Below are 16,824 nucleotides of genomic sequence, written 5' to 3' on the forward strand. Positions count from 1 at the left end.
AACATATGGGGAAGGTTTTGTGTCAGCGTACCGAACCGACGAGGAGATTGTCCGGGCCTTCGATGGTGACCCAGCGACCGGTATCGTTGGCTGCCTGACGCTTCAGATAAGTATAATCGGTCTCGTTCCAGCGCATAACTTCATCGGTCAGATTGTCGAGAACGAAATCACCGCGATCCGTGCGAACGGTGAGGACTGCATGACCTTCGCCGTCCGGCTTGCGAACGACAGTGATCAGAAGATCCGTGATCGGAATGCCGGCCTTCTGCAATTCACGCTGCTTCAGCAGGACGTAATCTTCGCAGTCACCAACGGTCGTCGGGTAAGCCCAGTATTCCTCGACGCCATAGATTTCCATGTCGGTCATCGGCTTGATACGTTCATTGACCGAAAGATTGATCTCGACGATGCGCTGCCAGTTAGAATGGTTGAGCTGCAGTGCGCGGGTGTCGCGACTGGTGATGCCGCATTCCTTGGCTTCGCGCTTGCAGAATTCATAATGTCCAATCGGCTGCGAGGTCAGCTTGCCGGTCTGCATGAAGTCGCCGGAGGCGGCTTGTGCACCAAAGCTTGTCATCAGCAGCGAAACTGCAAAACCGGCGACTGCCATAATCTTTGTGGTCGAGCGAACAACGCAAAACATACTCAACGCCCTTTGGCTCTCGCCAGTTACTCATTTGTTAACGAAACGTTAATGTCTGAAATACTCTGGAGTCAATTCAGTTCATCTTGGGGTCGCCGGACTTCTTAATTAATGGTTAACGCGGGTGGCGCCAAAAATTGCAATTATTGATTGAATTTAGCGGCTGAGCGGAACCGATCAGGCGGTAAAAATCACTCATAATTTTGCCACGGTCCGGGCGCTTGTCTTTTGCCTCGAATAAGCCAATGTTGGTGCCGACCGGATCGTAACGATCCCTTTGCAAAGGCCAAAAGATGACAGGCGCAACGACGCGCAAGGCCACGGCAGACGACATAGATGCGCTCCTGCGCATCGAGGAGCGCTGTTTCGAGGCAGACCGGATTTCTCGCCGTTCATTTCGCGCCCTCATCGCACGACCAACCGCAGAAACCATTGTTGCAACAATGGATGGCGCGGTCATCGGCTATGCGATGATTCTTTTCCGTCATGGCACCGCGCTTGCGCGACTTTACTCGATAGCCGTCGACCCGGAGGCCAAGGTCAAGGGCGTCGGCTCTCTTCTGTTGCAGGCGGCGGAAACGGCAGCTTACGACCACGACCGTCCGTTGCTGCGGCTGGAAGTGCGCGAGGATAATGAACGCGCCATCGCGCTTTACAAGCGGCATGGCTACCGCCCCATTGGACGCTATCTCGATTACTACGCTGACCATTCGGATGCGCTGCGTTTCGAAAAGACGGTTCGCGGTGATGTTTCGCCCATCACAGCCTTTCCCTATTACGAGCAGACGACTGATTTTACCTGCGGAGCGGCCTGCCTGATGATGGTGCTTGCCCGGCACAATCGGGAGACGCAGCTCGACCCCGTGCTGGAAGTCCGCCTTTGGCGCGATGCGACGACGATCTATATGATGTCGGGGCCGGGCGGTTGCGAACCTTTCGGGCTTGCCGTCGCCGCGCATGAGCGTGGTCTGAAAGCATCGATCATCGTTTCCATCGAGGACATGCTTTTCCTGCAATCGGTGCGTTCGGAAGAAAAGCGCAAGGTGATGCAACTGGCGCAGACCGATTTCCGCCAGCGTACAGAAGCCTATGCAATTCCGGTGGATTATCGCGGTTTCACGCTGCACGACATTCTGGCTGCCTTGCGCCGTGGGGCGGCAGTGATCGTGCTGATCAGCGGTTATCATATGTTCGGCAAGAAAGTGCCGCACTGGGTGCTCGCCCATGGCGAAGATGGGCGGCATATTCTCATTCATGACCCCTGGGTGGAGGAAGAACTCGGCGAAACCATTGCCGATGCTGCAAATGTCCCTGTTCCCTTCCACATTTTCGACCGCATCGCACGGTTCGGCAGTGATGGGCTCAGGGCGGCCGTTATTCTGGAAAAAAGGACGGATTGATGACGATCTGCGTCATTCTGGTAGGGCGCCTCTCGGATATCGACAATGGGGCGACGCCGCACAAGGTCATGACCACGCGTGACTATCTCGCGCATCCCGCTCTCTTCAACGGGCAGCTGCGCCCGCGCATCATCAACCTGTCGCGCTCCTACGCCTATCAAAGCCGTGGCTATTACGCTTCGCTTCTGGCTGAAGCGCGGGGGCATCGCATCATCCCCTCTGTGGAAACGATGATCGATCTGTCGGAACGGCGACTTTATGAAAACGCTATTCCCGAACTCGAAGACATGCTGAACAAGGCGCTCGGCAAGCATCCGGAAAGGGCGCCCGAAACAATCCACGTGCATTTCGGTCTTGCCGATAATCCCGAATTTGAACGGTTCGGACGGCTGCTCTTCGACTGGTTTCGCGCGCCGTCGCTGGAAGTCACGGTCAAGCCGGGTGAATGGGCGCGAATCCAGAAGATTGGCTTTGCGAATATCACCAAGTTTACCAAAGCACAGAAGGAACGCTTCGAGGACGCGCTTGATCGCTATACCCAGCGTGAGTGGCGCGCCGCGCGCCCAAAGGTGCCAGCGCGCTATTCCTTCGCAACGCTGTGCGATCCGAAGGAAGCTATGCCGCCCTCGACCGTTTCAACGCTGAAGCATTGGGCAAGAATCGCAGCCCGGCTCGGGGTGGAAGTGGAACCGATCGGCAAGCGCGATCTGCCGCGGCTTGCCAACTATGACGCACTGTTCATCCGTGAGACGACATCGATCTCCAATCACACCTACCGTTTCGCCCGGCGGGCGCAACAGGAAAACATGCCAGTCATCGACGATCCGATTTCCATGATCCGCTGCACCAACAAGGTTTATCTGCACGAACTGATGCAGGCGAACGACGTGGCGGTTCCGCCGACGGTGATGATTGCGGGTGAGGAGGATCTGGAGCGCGCCGCCGATATGCTCGGCTTTCCGATGGTCATCAAGATACCGGATTCGTCATTTTCGCGCGGCGTGAAGAAGGTGAAGGATTTTGCCGAACTGAAAGCGCTCGCCACTTTATGGCTGGAGGACAGTGACCTCCTGCTGGCGCAGAAATACATGCCGACGAAGTTCGACTGGCGTGTTGGCGTTCTCGACGGAAAGCCGCTTTTCATCTGCCAGTACATGATGGCCAAGAACCATTGGCAGATCGTCAAGCACGATACGGGCGGCAAGCCTCTGGAAGGCGGGTTTCGTTCCTATGCGCTGGGCGATGCGCCGCCATCGGTTCTGGAAACCGGACTACGCGCGGCACGCTGCATCGGCGACGGACTCTATGGCGTCGATCTGAAGGAAACGGACGATGGCGTGGTGGTGATCGAGGTCAACGACAATCCCAATCTTGAACACGGGATCGAGGATGCCGCCGAAAAGGACGAGGTCTGGATCAAGCTGACCCGCTGGTTCACCGACCGGCTGGACCGGAAATAGGCATGTCACCCAAAAGTGGGAACCGGTTTTGGGCAAGGAAATGCCGAAAACAATTCGATGGAGCATTTCTAACGATCGAACTTAGATCGGAAATGCTCCATATCCAGCAGTCGGACGAAATGTCGCCGAAATCAAAGCGGCGTAAAGCAGACCTTGGTGTGTCCCGCGCCGATGAAGCCAAGGCGGCCGGCGGCACCCTTCGACAGGTCGAGGACGCGTCCCTTGATGAACGGGCCGCGATCGTTGATGCGCACGACGAGTGACTTGCCGTTTCTCTGATTGGTAACCTTGACCTTGCTGCCAAGCGGCAGGGTGCGGTGTGCTGCGGTCAGGCCGGCCGGGTTCATACGTTCACCCGAAGCCGTACGGGAAGTGAGGGCGTACCAGGAGGCACCGCCGCATTGCTGTGCTGAAGCCTCGATTGCGGTGGTCGCGAGAAGACCGGTTGCCGCAACGGCGAGCATAGCCATACGGGTCTTGAAAGTCATGCCAGATCCACTAGTTGTTAACGGGGTGTCCCACAGTTGTCGCTGAGAAAGACAATCGCGAACTGGAATCTAAATGTGGCGCTGACGTGGTTCGAATGAGAACATTATGCGATAATTGAATCTATATCGCATCGGGAAAATCATCCTATACTAAACGTTGTTTATTTAATCAGATAAACATAACTAAGGAATATTAGGAAAGATTCTGTTTGGTTGCTGTAATACCGTTTACGATTCGTTAGGAATCTGCGGCAGCCTTTGCTGCGCCTTGTTTTCGCGCATTGATTGCAAGAAGAACTGCTTACCCGGACGGAGGTTCGGTGCGATTGCGTTGCAATTTTTATTTGTAGAACAAGTTTTCATCCTGAGTGGCGAAGTTAAGGAAATAAGGCATTTCGGGGGCAAAACTGCAATTTATGACTGTGTTTTACAATTCCTTACCGGTCTCAAAAAGTTATCCACAGGGGCTGAAAGGCAGTGGGATGACATTTCTTTGACCGCTGTGAACCTGCACGAAAGCGCCAGAATCCTGTTATAAGCGTCCAGATCAGACGATGGAACGCCATGCAGGACCACCCGGAAAAAGACAGGATCGAGACCGCTTCGCCAGCAATTTCGGCGGGTAAGCGGATACTCTATCTTTGCCTCGGCTTCCTTATGCTGGCGCTTGGCATCATCGGTGCTTTCCTGCCGGTCATGCCGACAACGATCTTCATCATTTTTGCCGCGTGGTTCTTTGCACGATCATCGCCGAAGCTTGAGGCTCGCCTGCTTGCCGATCAGCGTTTTGGTCCTCTGGTCATAAAATGGCGTGAGCGTGGAGCCATTCCGCCACGTGCAAAGCTTTATGCCTGTCTTGGTATGACGGTCGGGTATGGCCTGTTCTGGTGGGGCGCGAAACCCGGCTGGCTGCTGGCAACATCGGTAACTGTTTTCATGCTCGGCTCGGCTGCTTACGTGCTTTCGCGTCCGAGCGAATAACCGCTTCAACCACACCAGCGATCGCGATAAGAGTGGCCGAAACCACCATGGGAGCCGCCAATGTCCTTGCCTGCCGTCAATCCGCTGATTAATCGCCTTTCCGCGCCGCCCATTCCAGCGGTACAGGCCTGGGCGCGGGACTATGACGGGTCGCGTGGTGCTCTGATTGATTTGTCGCAAGCTGTTCCCGGCTATCCTCCGCATCCCGATATGTTGCGCTTTCTGGGCGAGGCAGCGGGATCGGTGGCTTCCGCCGGTTACGGTCCGATCGAGGGTGAAAAGATTTTGCGCGGGGCTTATGCGGCGTATGTCGGTCAGCTTTATCGCGCACAGATAGATGTTGCCAACGTCCATATCACATCCGGCTGTAATCAGGCCTTCATCGCTGCCATCATGTGCGTAGCGCAAAGCGGCGATACGGTACTGACCACTGATCCCTTCTATTTCAACCATCGTTCATCGCTTGAAATGCTCGGCATCGCATCCGGTTCGGTGCCCTGCCATGCCCGGAATGGCTTCATCCCAAGCGCGGAAGATGTCCGGGCTGTGCTTCGTCCGGGTATTGCGGCGCTGGCGCTTGTTTCCCCGAACAACCCAACCGGGGCGATTTATCCGGCGGGACTGTTATCGGAAATCTATGCTCTCTGCCGTGACAATGGAACATGGCTCATTCTGGACGAGACCTATCGCGATTTTATGGCCGATGCCAATGAACCGCCGCATCGGCTTTTTGACGAGGCGGACTGGTCGTCGCATCTGATCCAGCTTTACAGCTTCTCAAAATCGTTCTGCATTCCGGGGCACCGGCTTGGTGCGATTGTCGCGGACAAGGCGATGGTCGAGAGCGTTGCAAAAGTCATGGACAATCTGCAGATATGCGCAAGCCGCGCGCCACAGATCGCGGTCGCACGCGCCATCGAGCCGTTGACCGGCTGGCGTGACGATAATCGCGGCGAGATTGCAAGGCGTGCCTCTGCATTGCGGTCGGTCATGGCCAATATCGAAGGCTGGCATGTGGAAGCAATTGGCGCCTATTTCGCTTTTGTGCGTCATCCTTATCCGGATGCCTCATCGGTCGAGGTGGCCGAGCGCCTTGCGAAGTCACTCGGCATCATCACCTTGCCGGGCCGGTTCTTCGGTGAAGGACAGGAAGCGTTTCTGCGCTTTGCCTTCGCCAATGTCGATGTTTCGGGGATTGAAGATCTCGGTGCGCGTTTGCCGCATTTTTAAAGCCCGAAATATTTGCCGGTTCAAGGCACGGCAAAACCCCACAAAATCACTGGCAAGCGGCTCTGATACAAACCTGTAACAATAGTGTCATATGAATGTAATATAGAGCGCGTAGAGGGCTAACGACGCCACATCGTCATATGTCTTTTACAACAGGAGCCGCAGCTCATGAACAAGATGATTTCCTCGACCGCAGCGCTTGCCATCGCTGCCGTTATGTCGGTTTCCGCCGCTCAGGCGCGCGATCAGATTCAGGTTGCCGGTTCCTCGACCGTTCTGCCTTATGCGAAGATCGTCGCCGAGACCTTCGGTGAAACCTTCCCGAACTTCAAGACGCCGGTTGTTGAATCGGGCGGCTCGGGCGCAGGCATCAAGGAATTCTGCAAAGGCGTCGGTGAAAACACCATCGATATCGCCAATGCATCGCGCGCCATGAAGGACTCGGAACTGAAGTCGTGCATCGACGCTGGCGTCAAGGATGTTCAGGAAGTGCGCTTCGGCTATGACGGCATCGTCTTCGCGACCGACGCCAAGGGTCCGGATTGGAAGCTGAAGCCGGAAGATGTCTACAAGGCTCTCGCAGCCAAGCTCGTCGTCGACGGCAAGCTGGTCGACAATCCGAACACCAAGTGGAATCAGGTCAACCCGAACCTTCCGGACTGGGACATTGCTGCCTATATCCCAGGCGAAAAGCACGGCACCCGCGAAGTGTTTGAAGAAAAGGTTCTCGCCGACGGCTGCAAGCACTCCGGCGCTCTGGACGAAATCAAGAAGACCGGTCTTGACGACAAGGCTGCCGCTTCCGCCTGTATCGCAGTGCGCAAGGACGGCAAAGCTGTCGACATCGACGGCGATTATGCCGAAACGCTCGCCCGCATCGACTCCAACAAGACCGGCGTTGGTGTATTCGGCCTCTACTTCTTCGAAAACAACGCTGACAAGCTGAAGGTTGCGACCGTCAACGACATCACCCCTTCGGCTGAAACCGTCGCTTCGGGCGAATATCCGGTGTCGCGTCCGCTGTTCTTCTACGTGAAGAAGGCTCACCTCGGCGTTATCCCGGGTCTGAAGGAATATGTTGAGTTCTTCCTGAATGACCAGATGATCGGTCCTGACGGCCCGCTCGCCGAATATGGTCTGGTTCCGGCTCCGGACGCAGAACGTGAAGCACAGCGCGCCGCCTTCACCGAAGGCAAGACGCTGGCTGCGAAGTAAGTTTTAATCTGTGGAACGCGGGGATGACGAATCTCCGCGTTCTTCTCCTTTCGCGCCTTTGCACTATGACAGGCGCATCCACGTGGAACGGCATGGGTGGAAGCTGCACCTAAAACCGTCCGCATTCATCAGGGCAACCGGGGAAATTGAATGTCCTTCTTTCTGGTTCTCGTCAGTATCGTTGCAATCGGGCTGATCGGATTCTTCATAGGCCGCCAGCGTGCCGTTGCGCTGGACAAGGCGCAGTCTGCTTCCGCAAAAGCCTCGCCGACCGAGAAAATGCATTCCCGCCCGCATTATCATGGCTGGTGGGTTTTCCTCGTTTCTGCATTGCCTGCGATTCTGTTTCTCGCTGTATGGGCCGTTGGAACGTCGGTCTATCTCGATCACAGCGCGACCGCCCGTCTGCCGGATGCTATCGAGGACGGCTCTTTCACCAATCGCAGCCTGCAGCTTGGCATGGTGCGTGGTCTGGCCAACGGGCTTGACCGGCTGACGCCTGCCGAACTGGAAAGCTTCCCGGCAAACTATCAGGATGCTCGCGCCGTTCTTGCATCCAAGGGCGTGGCGCTCGCGACTGAAGGCCAAGATTACATGGTGCCTATCGCGCTTTACCTGAAAAAGGCAACGGCGCTGACACACACCATAGGTTCGGCTGTTTCCTTGGTGATCGCCATCGCAGGCCTGATCTTCGGCCTTTCCACGATCAGCCGCCGCATGCGTGCACGCAATAATGTCGAGCGGATCGTTCTCTGGGGGCTGATCGCCGCATCCGGTATCGCCATTCTGACGACCGTCGGCATCATCTGCTCGATGCTGTTCCAGACGATCAGTTTCTTCCAGTCAGTCTCGCCGTGGGAGTTCTTCTTCGGCACTGTATGGGACCCGCGCTTTGCCGCCGCCGGCTCGGGTGGTGAGACAGGCCAGTTCGGTCTCATTCCGCTTCTGGCTGGTACACTTTACATCGCCCTTGTGGCCATGCTGTTCGCTGTTCCAGTCGGCTTGTTTTCGGCCATCTACATGGCAGAATATGCGTCGCCCCGAGTGCGCACGATCGTCAAGCCGGTCCTTGAGCTTCTGGCCGGTATTCCCAGCATCGTCTACGGTTTCTTCGCCCTTGTGACAGTCGGGCCCTTCCTGCGCGATCTCTCGATTGCCATTGCAGGCGGTCAGGGCTTCATCATGGCGCAGAGCGTTCTGACCGCTGGTCTCGTCATGGGCGTGATGCTGATCCCCTTCGTGTCCTCGCTCTCCGATGACATCATCACAGCCGTGCCGCGGACATTGCGCGACGGTTCGCTTGGTCTTGGCGCAACCCGCTCCGAAACCGTCAAACGTGTTGTCCTTCCTGCCGCTTTGCCCGGAATTGTTGGCGCGCTTCTGATGACCGCATCCCGCGCCATCGGCGAAACCATGATCGTGGTTCTTGCCGCCGGTGTTGCGGCACGCATCAACATCAATCCTTTCGAGGCGATGACCACCATCACGGTGAAAATCGTCAACCAGCTCACCGGCGACCTTGAGTTCAACTCGCCGCAAACGCTGGTGGCCTTTGCACTCGGCATCACGCTTTTCGTCCTGACGCTGATCATGAACATCTTTGCGCTGCATATCGTGCGCAAGTACCGGGAGCAGTACGAATAATGACCGATACGACCTTCAACGCCAGCGGCGCCACGGCACAGCCGACGCGCCGCGATATCGGACTGAAACGCCGCTACGCTGCCGAACGTCGCTTCCGCTATTACGGTATTGCTGCGATCGCCATCGGCGTGTTCTTTCTGTGCGCGCTTCTCTTCTCGGTGTTTTCCAAGGGCTATACAGCCTTCTGGCAGACGACGCTTTATCTGCCGGTCAAGCTTGAAGAAAAGGTGATTGACCCGGGCAACAAGCGCGCGACCGATCCGAATGTGCTGATCACGGCCAATTATCCGCTGCTGGTGCGCAATGCATTGGCCGAAAAACTGGGTGTTGCTGCGACAGACCGTCCGGCAATGCGTGATCTGGGCCGCTTCTATTCCGACGGCGTGCGCATTCAGCTGCGCAAGATGGTGATGGACAATCCATCGCTCATCGGCACGACGCAGACCGTTCCTGTTCTGGCCGGCGCCGACATCGATTCTGCCTTCAAAGGTCAGATTGACCTTTCCGTGCCGGAGACGAGCCGTAAGGTTTCTGACCGTCAGGTGGGCTGGATGAAGATGCTTTCGGAAGAAGGCGTCATGAAGGAGGCCTTCAATACAGGTCTCTTCACCTTCGGTGCCTCCAGCCGTCCGGAAACCTCCGGTCTCGGCGTCGCGCTTGTCGGTTCGCTCTACATGATGCTGATCGTTCTCGGTCTGTCGCTGCCTATCGGCGTCGCCGCTTCAATCTATCTGGAAGAGTTCGCCAAGAAGAACCGTTTCACCGACATGATCGAGGTGAACATCAACAACCTGGCAGCGGTTCCGTCCATCGTGTTCGGTCTGCTCGGGCTTGCTGTCTTCATCAATTTCTTCGGCCTGCCGCGTTCGGCGTCACTGGTCGGTGGTCTGGTGCTGACGCTGATGACGCTTCCCACCATCATCATCGCGACCCGCGCCGCCCTTCGCGCGGTGCCGCCGTCGATCCGCGCTGCGGCCCTCGGTCTTGGTGCATCGAAAACACAGATGGTGTTCCACCACGTCCTGCCGCTTGCCGCACCCGGCATCCTGACGGGAACGATCATCGGCCTTGCCCATGCGCTTGGTGAAACCGCACCGCTTCTTCTCATCGGCATGGTGGCTTTCGTCGCCGACGTGCCGTCCACGCCAATGGATCCAGCGACGGCATTGCCTGTACAAATCTACATGTGGGCGAATGAAGCAGAACGCGCCTTTGTGGAACGCACGTCAGGCGCTATCATCGTCCTGCTTCTGTTCCTTGCCGTGATGAATATTGCAGCAATCATTCTGCGCCGCCGCTTCGAGCGCCGCTGGTAAACGGGAGTCGAAAGCTATGAACCTGATGACTGAACGATCTCTCGAGAAAGCCGTAGGAGAAAAGATGAACGCCAACGCCAATTCCATAAAGATGCGCGGCGACAAGGTTTGCGTATTTTATGGCGAGAAGCAGGCGCTGTTTGACGTCGATCTGGAAATCCAGGAAAAGATGGTCACGGCGCTGATCGGCCCTTCGGGTTGCGGCAAGTCTACATTTCTGCGTTCGCTTAACCGCATGAACGATACGATCGAAGGCTGCAAGGTCGGTGGCAAGATCACGCTCGACAATGAAGACATCTACGATCCGAAGATCGATGTCGTCGAACTGCGCGCCCGTGTCGGCATGGTGTTCCAGAAGCCGAATCCGTTTCCGAAGTCGATTTATGAAAATGTCGCCTACGGCCCACGCATTCACGGTCTCGCCCGCACCAAGGCCGATCTTGAAGAAATCGTCGTGACGAGCTTGCAGAAGGCGAGCTTGTTCGAGGAAGTGAAGGATCGTCTGCACGATGCGGGCACCGGTCTTTCGGGTGGCCAGCAGCAACGTCTTTGCATCGCACGCGCGATTGCGGTGAGCCCGGAAGTCATTCTCATGGACGAACCGTGCTCGGCGCTCGACCCGATTGCGACCGCGAAGGTGGAGGAGCTGATCGACGAACTGCGCCAGAACTATACGATTGTGATCGTCACGCACTCCATGCAGCAGGCCGCGCGTGTTTCGCAGCGCACCGCCATGTTCCACCTCGGCAATCTGGTCGAAGTGGGTGACACGGAAACCATGTTCACCGCGCCGACCGAAAAGCGCACGCAGGACTACATTACCGGACGCTTCGGCTGATCCGGAACTGCGCTTCAACAGATAGACAGTGCGGCTTCCCCGCAATTTATATTACGAGGTCTACTATGCCGTCTCAGCATACCGTTCGCTCCTACGACGAGGAATTGAAGTTTCTCTCCCATAAGATCGCCGAAATGGGCGGACATGCGGAACGTATGGTCGAGCAGTCGGTCGCCGCTATCGTCAATGCGGACAATGCGCTCGCACAGCGCGTCATCTCCGACGATCTCATTCTCGATGCCAGCGAGCGCGAGATTGACGACAAGGCTGTGATGATTATCGCCAAGCGTCAGCCCATGGCTGTGGACCTGCGCGAGATCATCGGCTCGATCCGCATCTCTGCCGATCTGGAACGCGTGGGCGATCTGGGCAAGAATATTGCCAAGCGCGTTGCCGCCGTTTCGGAATCACGCCAGCCGGTAAAGCTTTATCGCGGGCTCGAAACACTCGCTGAGCTGGCGCTGACCCAGCTCAAGGATGTTCTCGACGCCTATGCATCGCGCTCGGTGCAGCAGATCAATGTCGTTCGCGACCGCGACGACGAGATTGATGCCATGTACACGTCACTGTTCCGCGAGCTGCTGACCTACATGATGGAAGACCCGCGCAATATTTCCGCCTGCACGCATCTTCTGTTCTGCGCAAAGAATATCGAGCGTATCGGCGATCACGCGACCAATATTGCGGAGACCGTCTACTACATCGTTACCGGCCTGCAAATGCCGGCCGAACGACCCAAGGAAGACCTGAGCCACGGTATTGTCGTGGATGAGGCGCGTAAACCCTGAACTGCAGCCGACCGGACCACGGTCTGGCGGTTGAGAATGAGTGAATAGCGCGGCGGCACGCGGTCGATTGGGGGGATTATATCCACCGCCCGCCGAATTTGGATAGGGAAATACTGGATGTCACAGGCACCCAAAATCGCTGTGGTAGAAGACGAAGAGGCGCTGAGCGTTCTTCTTCGCTATAATCTTGAGGCAGAGGGCTACCAGGTCGATACAATGCTGCGCGGCGACGAAGCCGAGATCGCCTTGCGCGAGAACGTACCGGATCTGCTCATTCTGGACTGGATGTTGCCGGGCGTATCGGGCATCGAACTCTGCCGTCGCCTGCGCCAATGGCCGGAAACCGAACGCCTGCCGATCATTATGCTGACGGCGCGTGGTGAGGAAAGCGAACGTGTTCGCGGCCTGAGCGTCGGTGCGGACGACTATGTCGTGAAGCCATTTTCGACGCCGGAACTGCTTGCGCGCGTCAAGGCGATGTTGCGCCGGTCGAATCCGAGCATTCTTTCGCACGTGCTGAAAGTGGGCGACCTGGTTCTCGACCGCCAACAGCATCGTGTCTATCGCAAGGAAAAGGAAGTTCGTCTCGGACCAACGGAATTCCGTCTGCTCGAATATTTCATGATGTCGCCCGGTCGTGTCTTCTCGCGTAGCCAGCTTCTGGATGGCGTTTGGGGACCGGACATCTATGTCGACGACCGCACGGTGGACGTCCATGTCGGACGGCTGCGCAAGGCGATCAATGTCGGTCGTGCGCTCGATCCGATCCGCACCGTTCGGGGTGCGGGTTATTCTTTCGGGTGACCGCTGCGGTCATCTCGGCGTCAGGAACTGAACTTGTCCGACCCGCCACGGTATCCGTGGTGGGTCGTTTTTGTTTAAGACCCAGCTTTGCAAGGTGCGGATCGTGCTCGCCCGATTCGCATTGCAACAACCCGAAACGGGTCTCAAAAGCATGATCTCACGCGATATTACAAATCTGTTGTCAAAGTTGACAAAGAGCAATGGAACCGGCTTGGAAGCAGAAATTCTGCAGAAGATTTGAAACACCACAAATGTGTATGCAAAAAAAGTACAAGCAAAAGCGAATTAAGGCAGCGATATGGCGTGTATTGCGAGACTTTGAATCTCGTTAAATCAATATCTTACCTGAATCGCTAATTCTCGTTAAGGAATTATTAATATATTTAAAGGGCTTGTAGGCACATTCGCAATCTCGATTCGGAATTGTTTTAGGACTTTTCAGCGGTCTCCAGCATTGTTGGGATTTGACCCGCCGCCTTTTTTTGGCCTAAAAATTCCAAAACCTTGAATTCGATTGAGCGACTGTAGGACGTGTGATTTTGATCTTCGTCCTCTTTGACTTGCACCGCAGTCAGACGTTCGCGCACATCGTTCCAGATGTGTTCGCCTGAATGGATGACTGGATCAGTTAAGGGTCCTAACATGAGACTGAGCCATTGACGCGCGCCGCGAAGTGGAAATTGCCCGCTCTTATCGGGCTGGTGATTGCGCCTTTCGTGGTGACCGGTTGCACGACAACCGGAACCTCGGGAAAAGCCAATTCGGAAAAGACGGCGGCAAGCCACGTCAAATCCGTCAATGGCGTGAAGACCTACACCTACACCGCACGGGACAAGAATTGCCTTGAACGTGCGATGTTCTTCGAATCCAATCGTTCGAGTTCCGACGGTCTTCTGGCTGTTGGTACGGTCGTCATGAACCGTCTCGCGTCGGGACGTTATCCGGATACGATTTGCGGTGTCGTCGGTCAGAAGAACCAGTTTGCGCCCGGTGTGCTTACCCGCCAGATGAATTCCAAGGCGCTGCCTGATGTTCAGGCCGCTGCCGACGCGGTTCTGAAGGGTGAGCGTCATCCGAAGCTCAAGAACGCCATGTTCTTCCACACGGCGGGTCTGAAGTTCCCTTACAACAATATGCATTACGTGCTCGTAGCCGGTGGAAATTCCTTCTACGAGAAGCGCAATCGCGACGGTTCGCTGCAAAATCCGGTTCCGCAGGAGCCATACAATCTGGCTATGGCCTATTCGCCGCAATCGCCTTCCGTTCCGCAGGATCCGTCTTATGACGTGACCCTGCCGCAGACCGGTCCAGTTCCGGGAACGGAACCGACCGTTCAGGTGGCACTCGCGGAAGCGGCAAAGGCTCAAAGTGTGGAACAGAGCACTGGTGCTGGTCCGCAGGCCCGTGGCGAACGACTGGCACGCCATCGCGGTGTGGCTGCACCTCAGCAGGAACAGCATATGCAGGTGGCTTCCTACCAGCCGCAATTCGATACGACAGCCCCGCAGCCGACATCGCTTGGCTATGCTCCGGCAAGCCAGAAGCAGGCTGACGCCATTGGCGCGCTTCTTCTGTCCCAGGACCGTCCAGAAGCACCGCTATAAGAGGCGATTTTACAATCAGATAATCTGCAACGCCGGTCTGGTTCTACCTTACCGGCGTTTTGATTTTTCTGGCTGATTGTCGTCGCTTTTCGGCGAAAGTTTCAGCGATAGATCGGGCGATAGATCACCATCGGAGTGTCGTAGAAATCGACCTGATTCTGCCAGGCACGCCGGTCAGCTCTGCGATCGAGGTCCAGTCGCATGAGACAGTTGGCGAAAGCGTCAGTTTTGGCCTTGAAGCCATAGCTGCGGCAGGTCTGTTCGTCGGCCGCACGACGTTGTTCAGGTGTCATGGTCACGCAGCCCGCCAGAAGGCCGATAACGCCCAGCAAAATAAGCATTTTCTTATTCATTACTGTCTGCTTTCTCCTGCAACTGACTGCAGAATTACTATACTGCAAAGGCAGGAAAAAAGGTGGTGAAATTATGCCGTCTGATAAACTGTCGGTGATTCCATATCCAAAAAGGTCTTCCACCCATGGCTCATGAACAGCTGAACCCAGTCATCGATCCGGTGAAACTCGAACGTCTCGCGGAAGTCGCCGTTCGCGTTGGTCTGCAATTGCGCGAGGGGCAGGATCTCGTCATTACCGCACCGGTCGTGGCCTTGCCGCTGGTTCGCCTTATCGCCAAGCATGCTTACAAGGCTGGAGCCGGACTGGTAACGCCATTCTTCGCGGATGACGAAATGGCGCTTGCGCGTTACGAGAACGCATCCGACGCGAGTTTCGATCGTGCGGCAAGCTGGCTCTATGAGGGTATGGCGAAGGCCTATTCGGATGGCGCTGCCCGTTTGGCTATTGCTGCCGACAATCCGATGCTCCTCTCCAACCAGGACCCGGCCAAGGTTTCACGCGCCAACCGGGCCAACTCGAAAGCTTATCAGCCGGCTCTCGAAAAGATTGCCGGTTTCGACATCAACTGGAACATTGTCTCCTATCCCAATACGGCATGGGCGAAGCTTATGTTTCCGAACGAACCGCAGGACATCGCGACCCGCAAGCTGGCCGATGCGATCTTCGCGGCGTCGCGTGTCGATGTCGACGATCCGGTCGGCGCATGGGCGGCACACAATGCAGCGCTTCGCACCCGCACCCGCTTCCTGAACGGCAAGGCTTATAGCGCCCTGCATTTCAAAGGTCCGAACACCGATCTGACGGTCGGACTTGCCGACGGTCATGAATGGCACGGCGGCGCGTCTACGGCGAAGAATGGGATTACCTGCAATCCGAACATTCCGACGGAAGAAGTGTTCACCACACCTCATGCACTACGGGTCGAGGGCTATGTGACGAGCACCAAGCCTCTGTCGCATCAGGGCACATTGATCGAGGATATCGCGGTTCGCTTTGAAGGCGGACGAATTGTCGAGGCGAAGGCAAGCCGCGGTGAAGAAGTGCTCAACAAGGTGCTGGATACGGATGAAGGTGCCCGTCATCTGGGTGAGGTGGCACTGGTGCCGCATTCCTCGCCGATCTCGCAGAGCGGGCTTTTGTTCTACAACACGTTGTTCGATGAAAATGCCGCAAGCCACATCGCGCTTGGCCAGTGCTATTCCAAGTGCTTTATCGACGGCGCAAAACTGACACCGGAACAGATCAAGGCGCAGGGTGGCAATTCGAGTCTCATCCATATCGACTGGATGATTGGTTCCGGCCAGATCGACGTTGATGGCATCAATGCGGATGGAACCCGAGAGCCAGTGATGCGCAGCGGCGAATGGGCCAACTGATTATCGCGAATAGAAAAGGCCGGGAGTTCCCGGCCTTTTCATTGCATCTGTGAGGTCAGTTCTTTTCCTGAACGTGGGCCTCAAGGAACCACAATGCCTTGTCGAGACCACGGGAAGCGGCGGTAAAAATATCCGCCGTATCGTCGTCACCTGCATCATCTGCATCCTTGATCGACTTGCGCACAAGATTGGCAACGTCGCCATAACGCTCGATCAGTGCAAGCAGATGGTCGTGAACGGCATAGATGTCGGTCGGATAAGGCTTGAGCTTGCTTTCCTTGGCCACGACCTGCGTAGTGCCATAGGCCGTTCCGCCGATCTGCACGGCACGCTCCGCAATCGTGTCGACATGTTCATCAAGATCGGCGCGGAAACCATCGAGCATTTCATGAACGGCGATGAACTGCGGTCCCTTGAGGTTCCAGTGTGCCTGCTTGGTGATGAGGGCAAGATCGATTGTCGCGGCTAGATTTTCGTTGAGCAGCGCGATCATTGTCGTCTTCGTATTGGAAGGAAGATCGTTGCGGGTTGCATGCATCGACTTCTTGGACATTTTATCCTCATATCCTGTTGTTCGATCCGGCTTGGAGCGGCTGGGAGATGTCGCTTATGGTCACGGGTGGGTGTTCCAAACGCAAATGAACCCGCCAGATCATTGTAAGGCTCGATTGCTGAATGGGC

Annotated in this window: 16 protein-coding genes; 12 read left to right on the forward strand and 4 right to left on the reverse strand. The window is 56.2% G+C overall.

All coding sequences use genetic code 11. The features are described 5' to 3' along the window. Positions 1-22: 22 nt before the first annotated feature. On the reverse strand, positions 23-643 hold the full coding sequence (locus CES86_RS12750) for a transglutaminase-like cysteine peptidase (RefSeq protein ID WP_012091016.1): 621 nt from the start codon (positions 641-643) through the stop codon (positions 23-25). 293 nt (positions 644-936) lie between these two features. Here CES86_RS12750 and CES86_RS12755 point away from each other — a divergent pair, with 293 nt between their 5' ends. Continuing rightward, positions 937-2,043 (forward strand): GNAT family N-acetyltransferase/peptidase C39 family protein, encoded by a 1,107-nt coding sequence (locus CES86_RS12755; protein WP_012091015.1) that lies wholly within the window; start codon positions 937-939, stop codon positions 2,041-2,043. After that, the gene (locus tag CES86_RS12760) at positions 2,043-3,503 is read left to right on the forward strand and encodes a RimK family alpha-L-glutamate ligase (protein WP_012091014.1); all 1,461 of its coding nucleotides are present in this window, start codon (positions 2,043-2,045) and stop codon (positions 3,501-3,503) included. Before CES86_RS12755 ends, CES86_RS12760 begins: the two co-directional genes overlap by 1 nt. A gap of 131 nt (positions 3,504-3,634) precedes the next feature. Here CES86_RS12760 and CES86_RS12765 read toward each other — a convergent pair whose 3' ends face one another. Continuing rightward, on the reverse strand, positions 3,635-3,991 hold the full coding sequence (locus CES86_RS12765; RefSeq protein ID WP_010657747.1) for a septal ring lytic transglycosylase RlpA family protein: 357 nt from the start codon (positions 3,989-3,991) through the stop codon (positions 3,635-3,637). A 564-nt stretch (positions 3,992-4,555) separates the two neighbouring features. Between CES86_RS12765 and CES86_RS12775 the strand changes: the two genes are divergently transcribed. The 9 genes from CES86_RS12775 (at position 4,556) to CES86_RS12820 (ending at position 14,411) form a co-directional block, all read left to right on the forward strand. Continuing rightward, positions 4,556-4,972: a YbaN family protein gene (locus CES86_RS12775; protein WP_094514558.1), complete on the forward strand. Its 417-nt coding sequence runs from the start codon at positions 4,556-4,558 to the stop codon at positions 4,970-4,972. 66 nt (positions 4,973-5,038) lie between these two features. Beyond that, positions 5,039-6,202 (forward strand): aminotransferase, encoded by a 1,164-nt coding sequence (locus CES86_RS12780; protein WP_167387117.1) that lies wholly within the window; start codon positions 5,039-5,041, stop codon positions 6,200-6,202. A 168-nt stretch (positions 6,203-6,370) separates the two neighbouring features. Beyond that, entirely contained in the window at positions 6,371-7,417 is a 1,047-nt protein-coding gene (locus tag CES86_RS12785; RefSeq protein ID WP_012091010.1) for a PstS family phosphate ABC transporter substrate-binding protein, read from the forward strand. Between the two features lie 150 nt (positions 7,418-7,567). Beyond that, on the forward strand, positions 7,568-9,061 hold the full coding sequence (gene pstC, locus CES86_RS12790) for a phosphate ABC transporter permease subunit PstC (protein WP_010657752.1): 1,494 nt from the start codon (positions 7,568-7,570) through the stop codon (positions 9,059-9,061). Next, the gene (pstA, locus tag CES86_RS12795; RefSeq protein WP_029926188.1) at positions 9,061-10,377 is read left to right on the forward strand and encodes a phosphate ABC transporter permease PstA; all 1,317 of its coding nucleotides are present in this window, start codon (positions 9,061-9,063) and stop codon (positions 10,375-10,377) included. Before pstC ends, pstA begins: the two co-directional genes overlap by 1 nt. A 64-nt stretch (positions 10,378-10,441) precedes the next feature. Beyond that, a complete protein-coding gene (pstB, locus tag CES86_RS12800; protein WP_010657754.1) occupies positions 10,442-11,215 on the forward strand; it encodes a phosphate ABC transporter ATP-binding protein PstB in 774 nt (257 codons plus the stop codon). 65 nt (positions 11,216-11,280) lie between these two features. Continuing rightward, positions 11,281-12,003 carry a phosphate signaling complex protein PhoU gene (gene phoU, locus CES86_RS12805; protein WP_010657755.1) on the forward strand — a complete coding sequence of 241 codons (723 nt, stop codon included), beginning with the start codon at positions 11,281-11,283 and terminating at the stop codon, positions 12,001-12,003. Positions 12,004-12,120: 117 nt separating this feature from the next. Then, a complete protein-coding gene (gene phoB, locus CES86_RS12810) occupies positions 12,121-12,807 on the forward strand; it encodes a phosphate regulon transcriptional regulator PhoB (RefSeq protein WP_006468130.1) in 687 nt (228 codons plus the stop codon). A 656-nt stretch (positions 12,808-13,463) separates the two neighbouring features. Next, entirely contained in the window at positions 13,464-14,411 is a 948-nt protein-coding gene (locus tag CES86_RS12820) for a cell wall hydrolase (RefSeq protein ID WP_010657757.1), read from the forward strand. Positions 14,412-14,512: 101 nt separating this feature from the next. Here CES86_RS12820 and CES86_RS12825 read toward each other — a convergent pair whose 3' ends face one another. Then, positions 14,513-14,764: a hypothetical protein gene (locus tag CES86_RS12825; protein ID WP_040129057.1), complete on the reverse strand. Its 252-nt coding sequence runs from the start codon at positions 14,762-14,764 to the stop codon at positions 14,513-14,515. Between the two features lie 125 nt (positions 14,765-14,889). Here CES86_RS12825 and CES86_RS12830 point away from each other — a divergent pair, with 125 nt between their 5' ends. Further along, a complete protein-coding gene (locus tag CES86_RS12830; RefSeq protein ID WP_094514562.1) occupies positions 14,890-16,143 on the forward strand; it encodes an aminopeptidase in 1,254 nt (417 codons plus the stop codon). A 55-nt stretch (positions 16,144-16,198) separates the two neighbouring features. Here the strand turns inward: CES86_RS12830 and dps are convergent, their stop codons facing one another. Next, positions 16,199-16,696: a DNA starvation/stationary phase protection protein Dps gene (gene dps / locus CES86_RS12835; RefSeq protein WP_012091005.1), complete on the reverse strand. Its 498-nt coding sequence runs from the start codon at positions 16,694-16,696 to the stop codon at positions 16,199-16,201. Positions 16,697-16,824: the final 128 nt, after the last annotated feature.

It is taken from the genome of Brucella lupini, from assembly GCF_002252535.1.
GTDB lineage: Bacteria > Pseudomonadota > Alphaproteobacteria > Rhizobiales > Rhizobiaceae > Brucella > Brucella anthropi.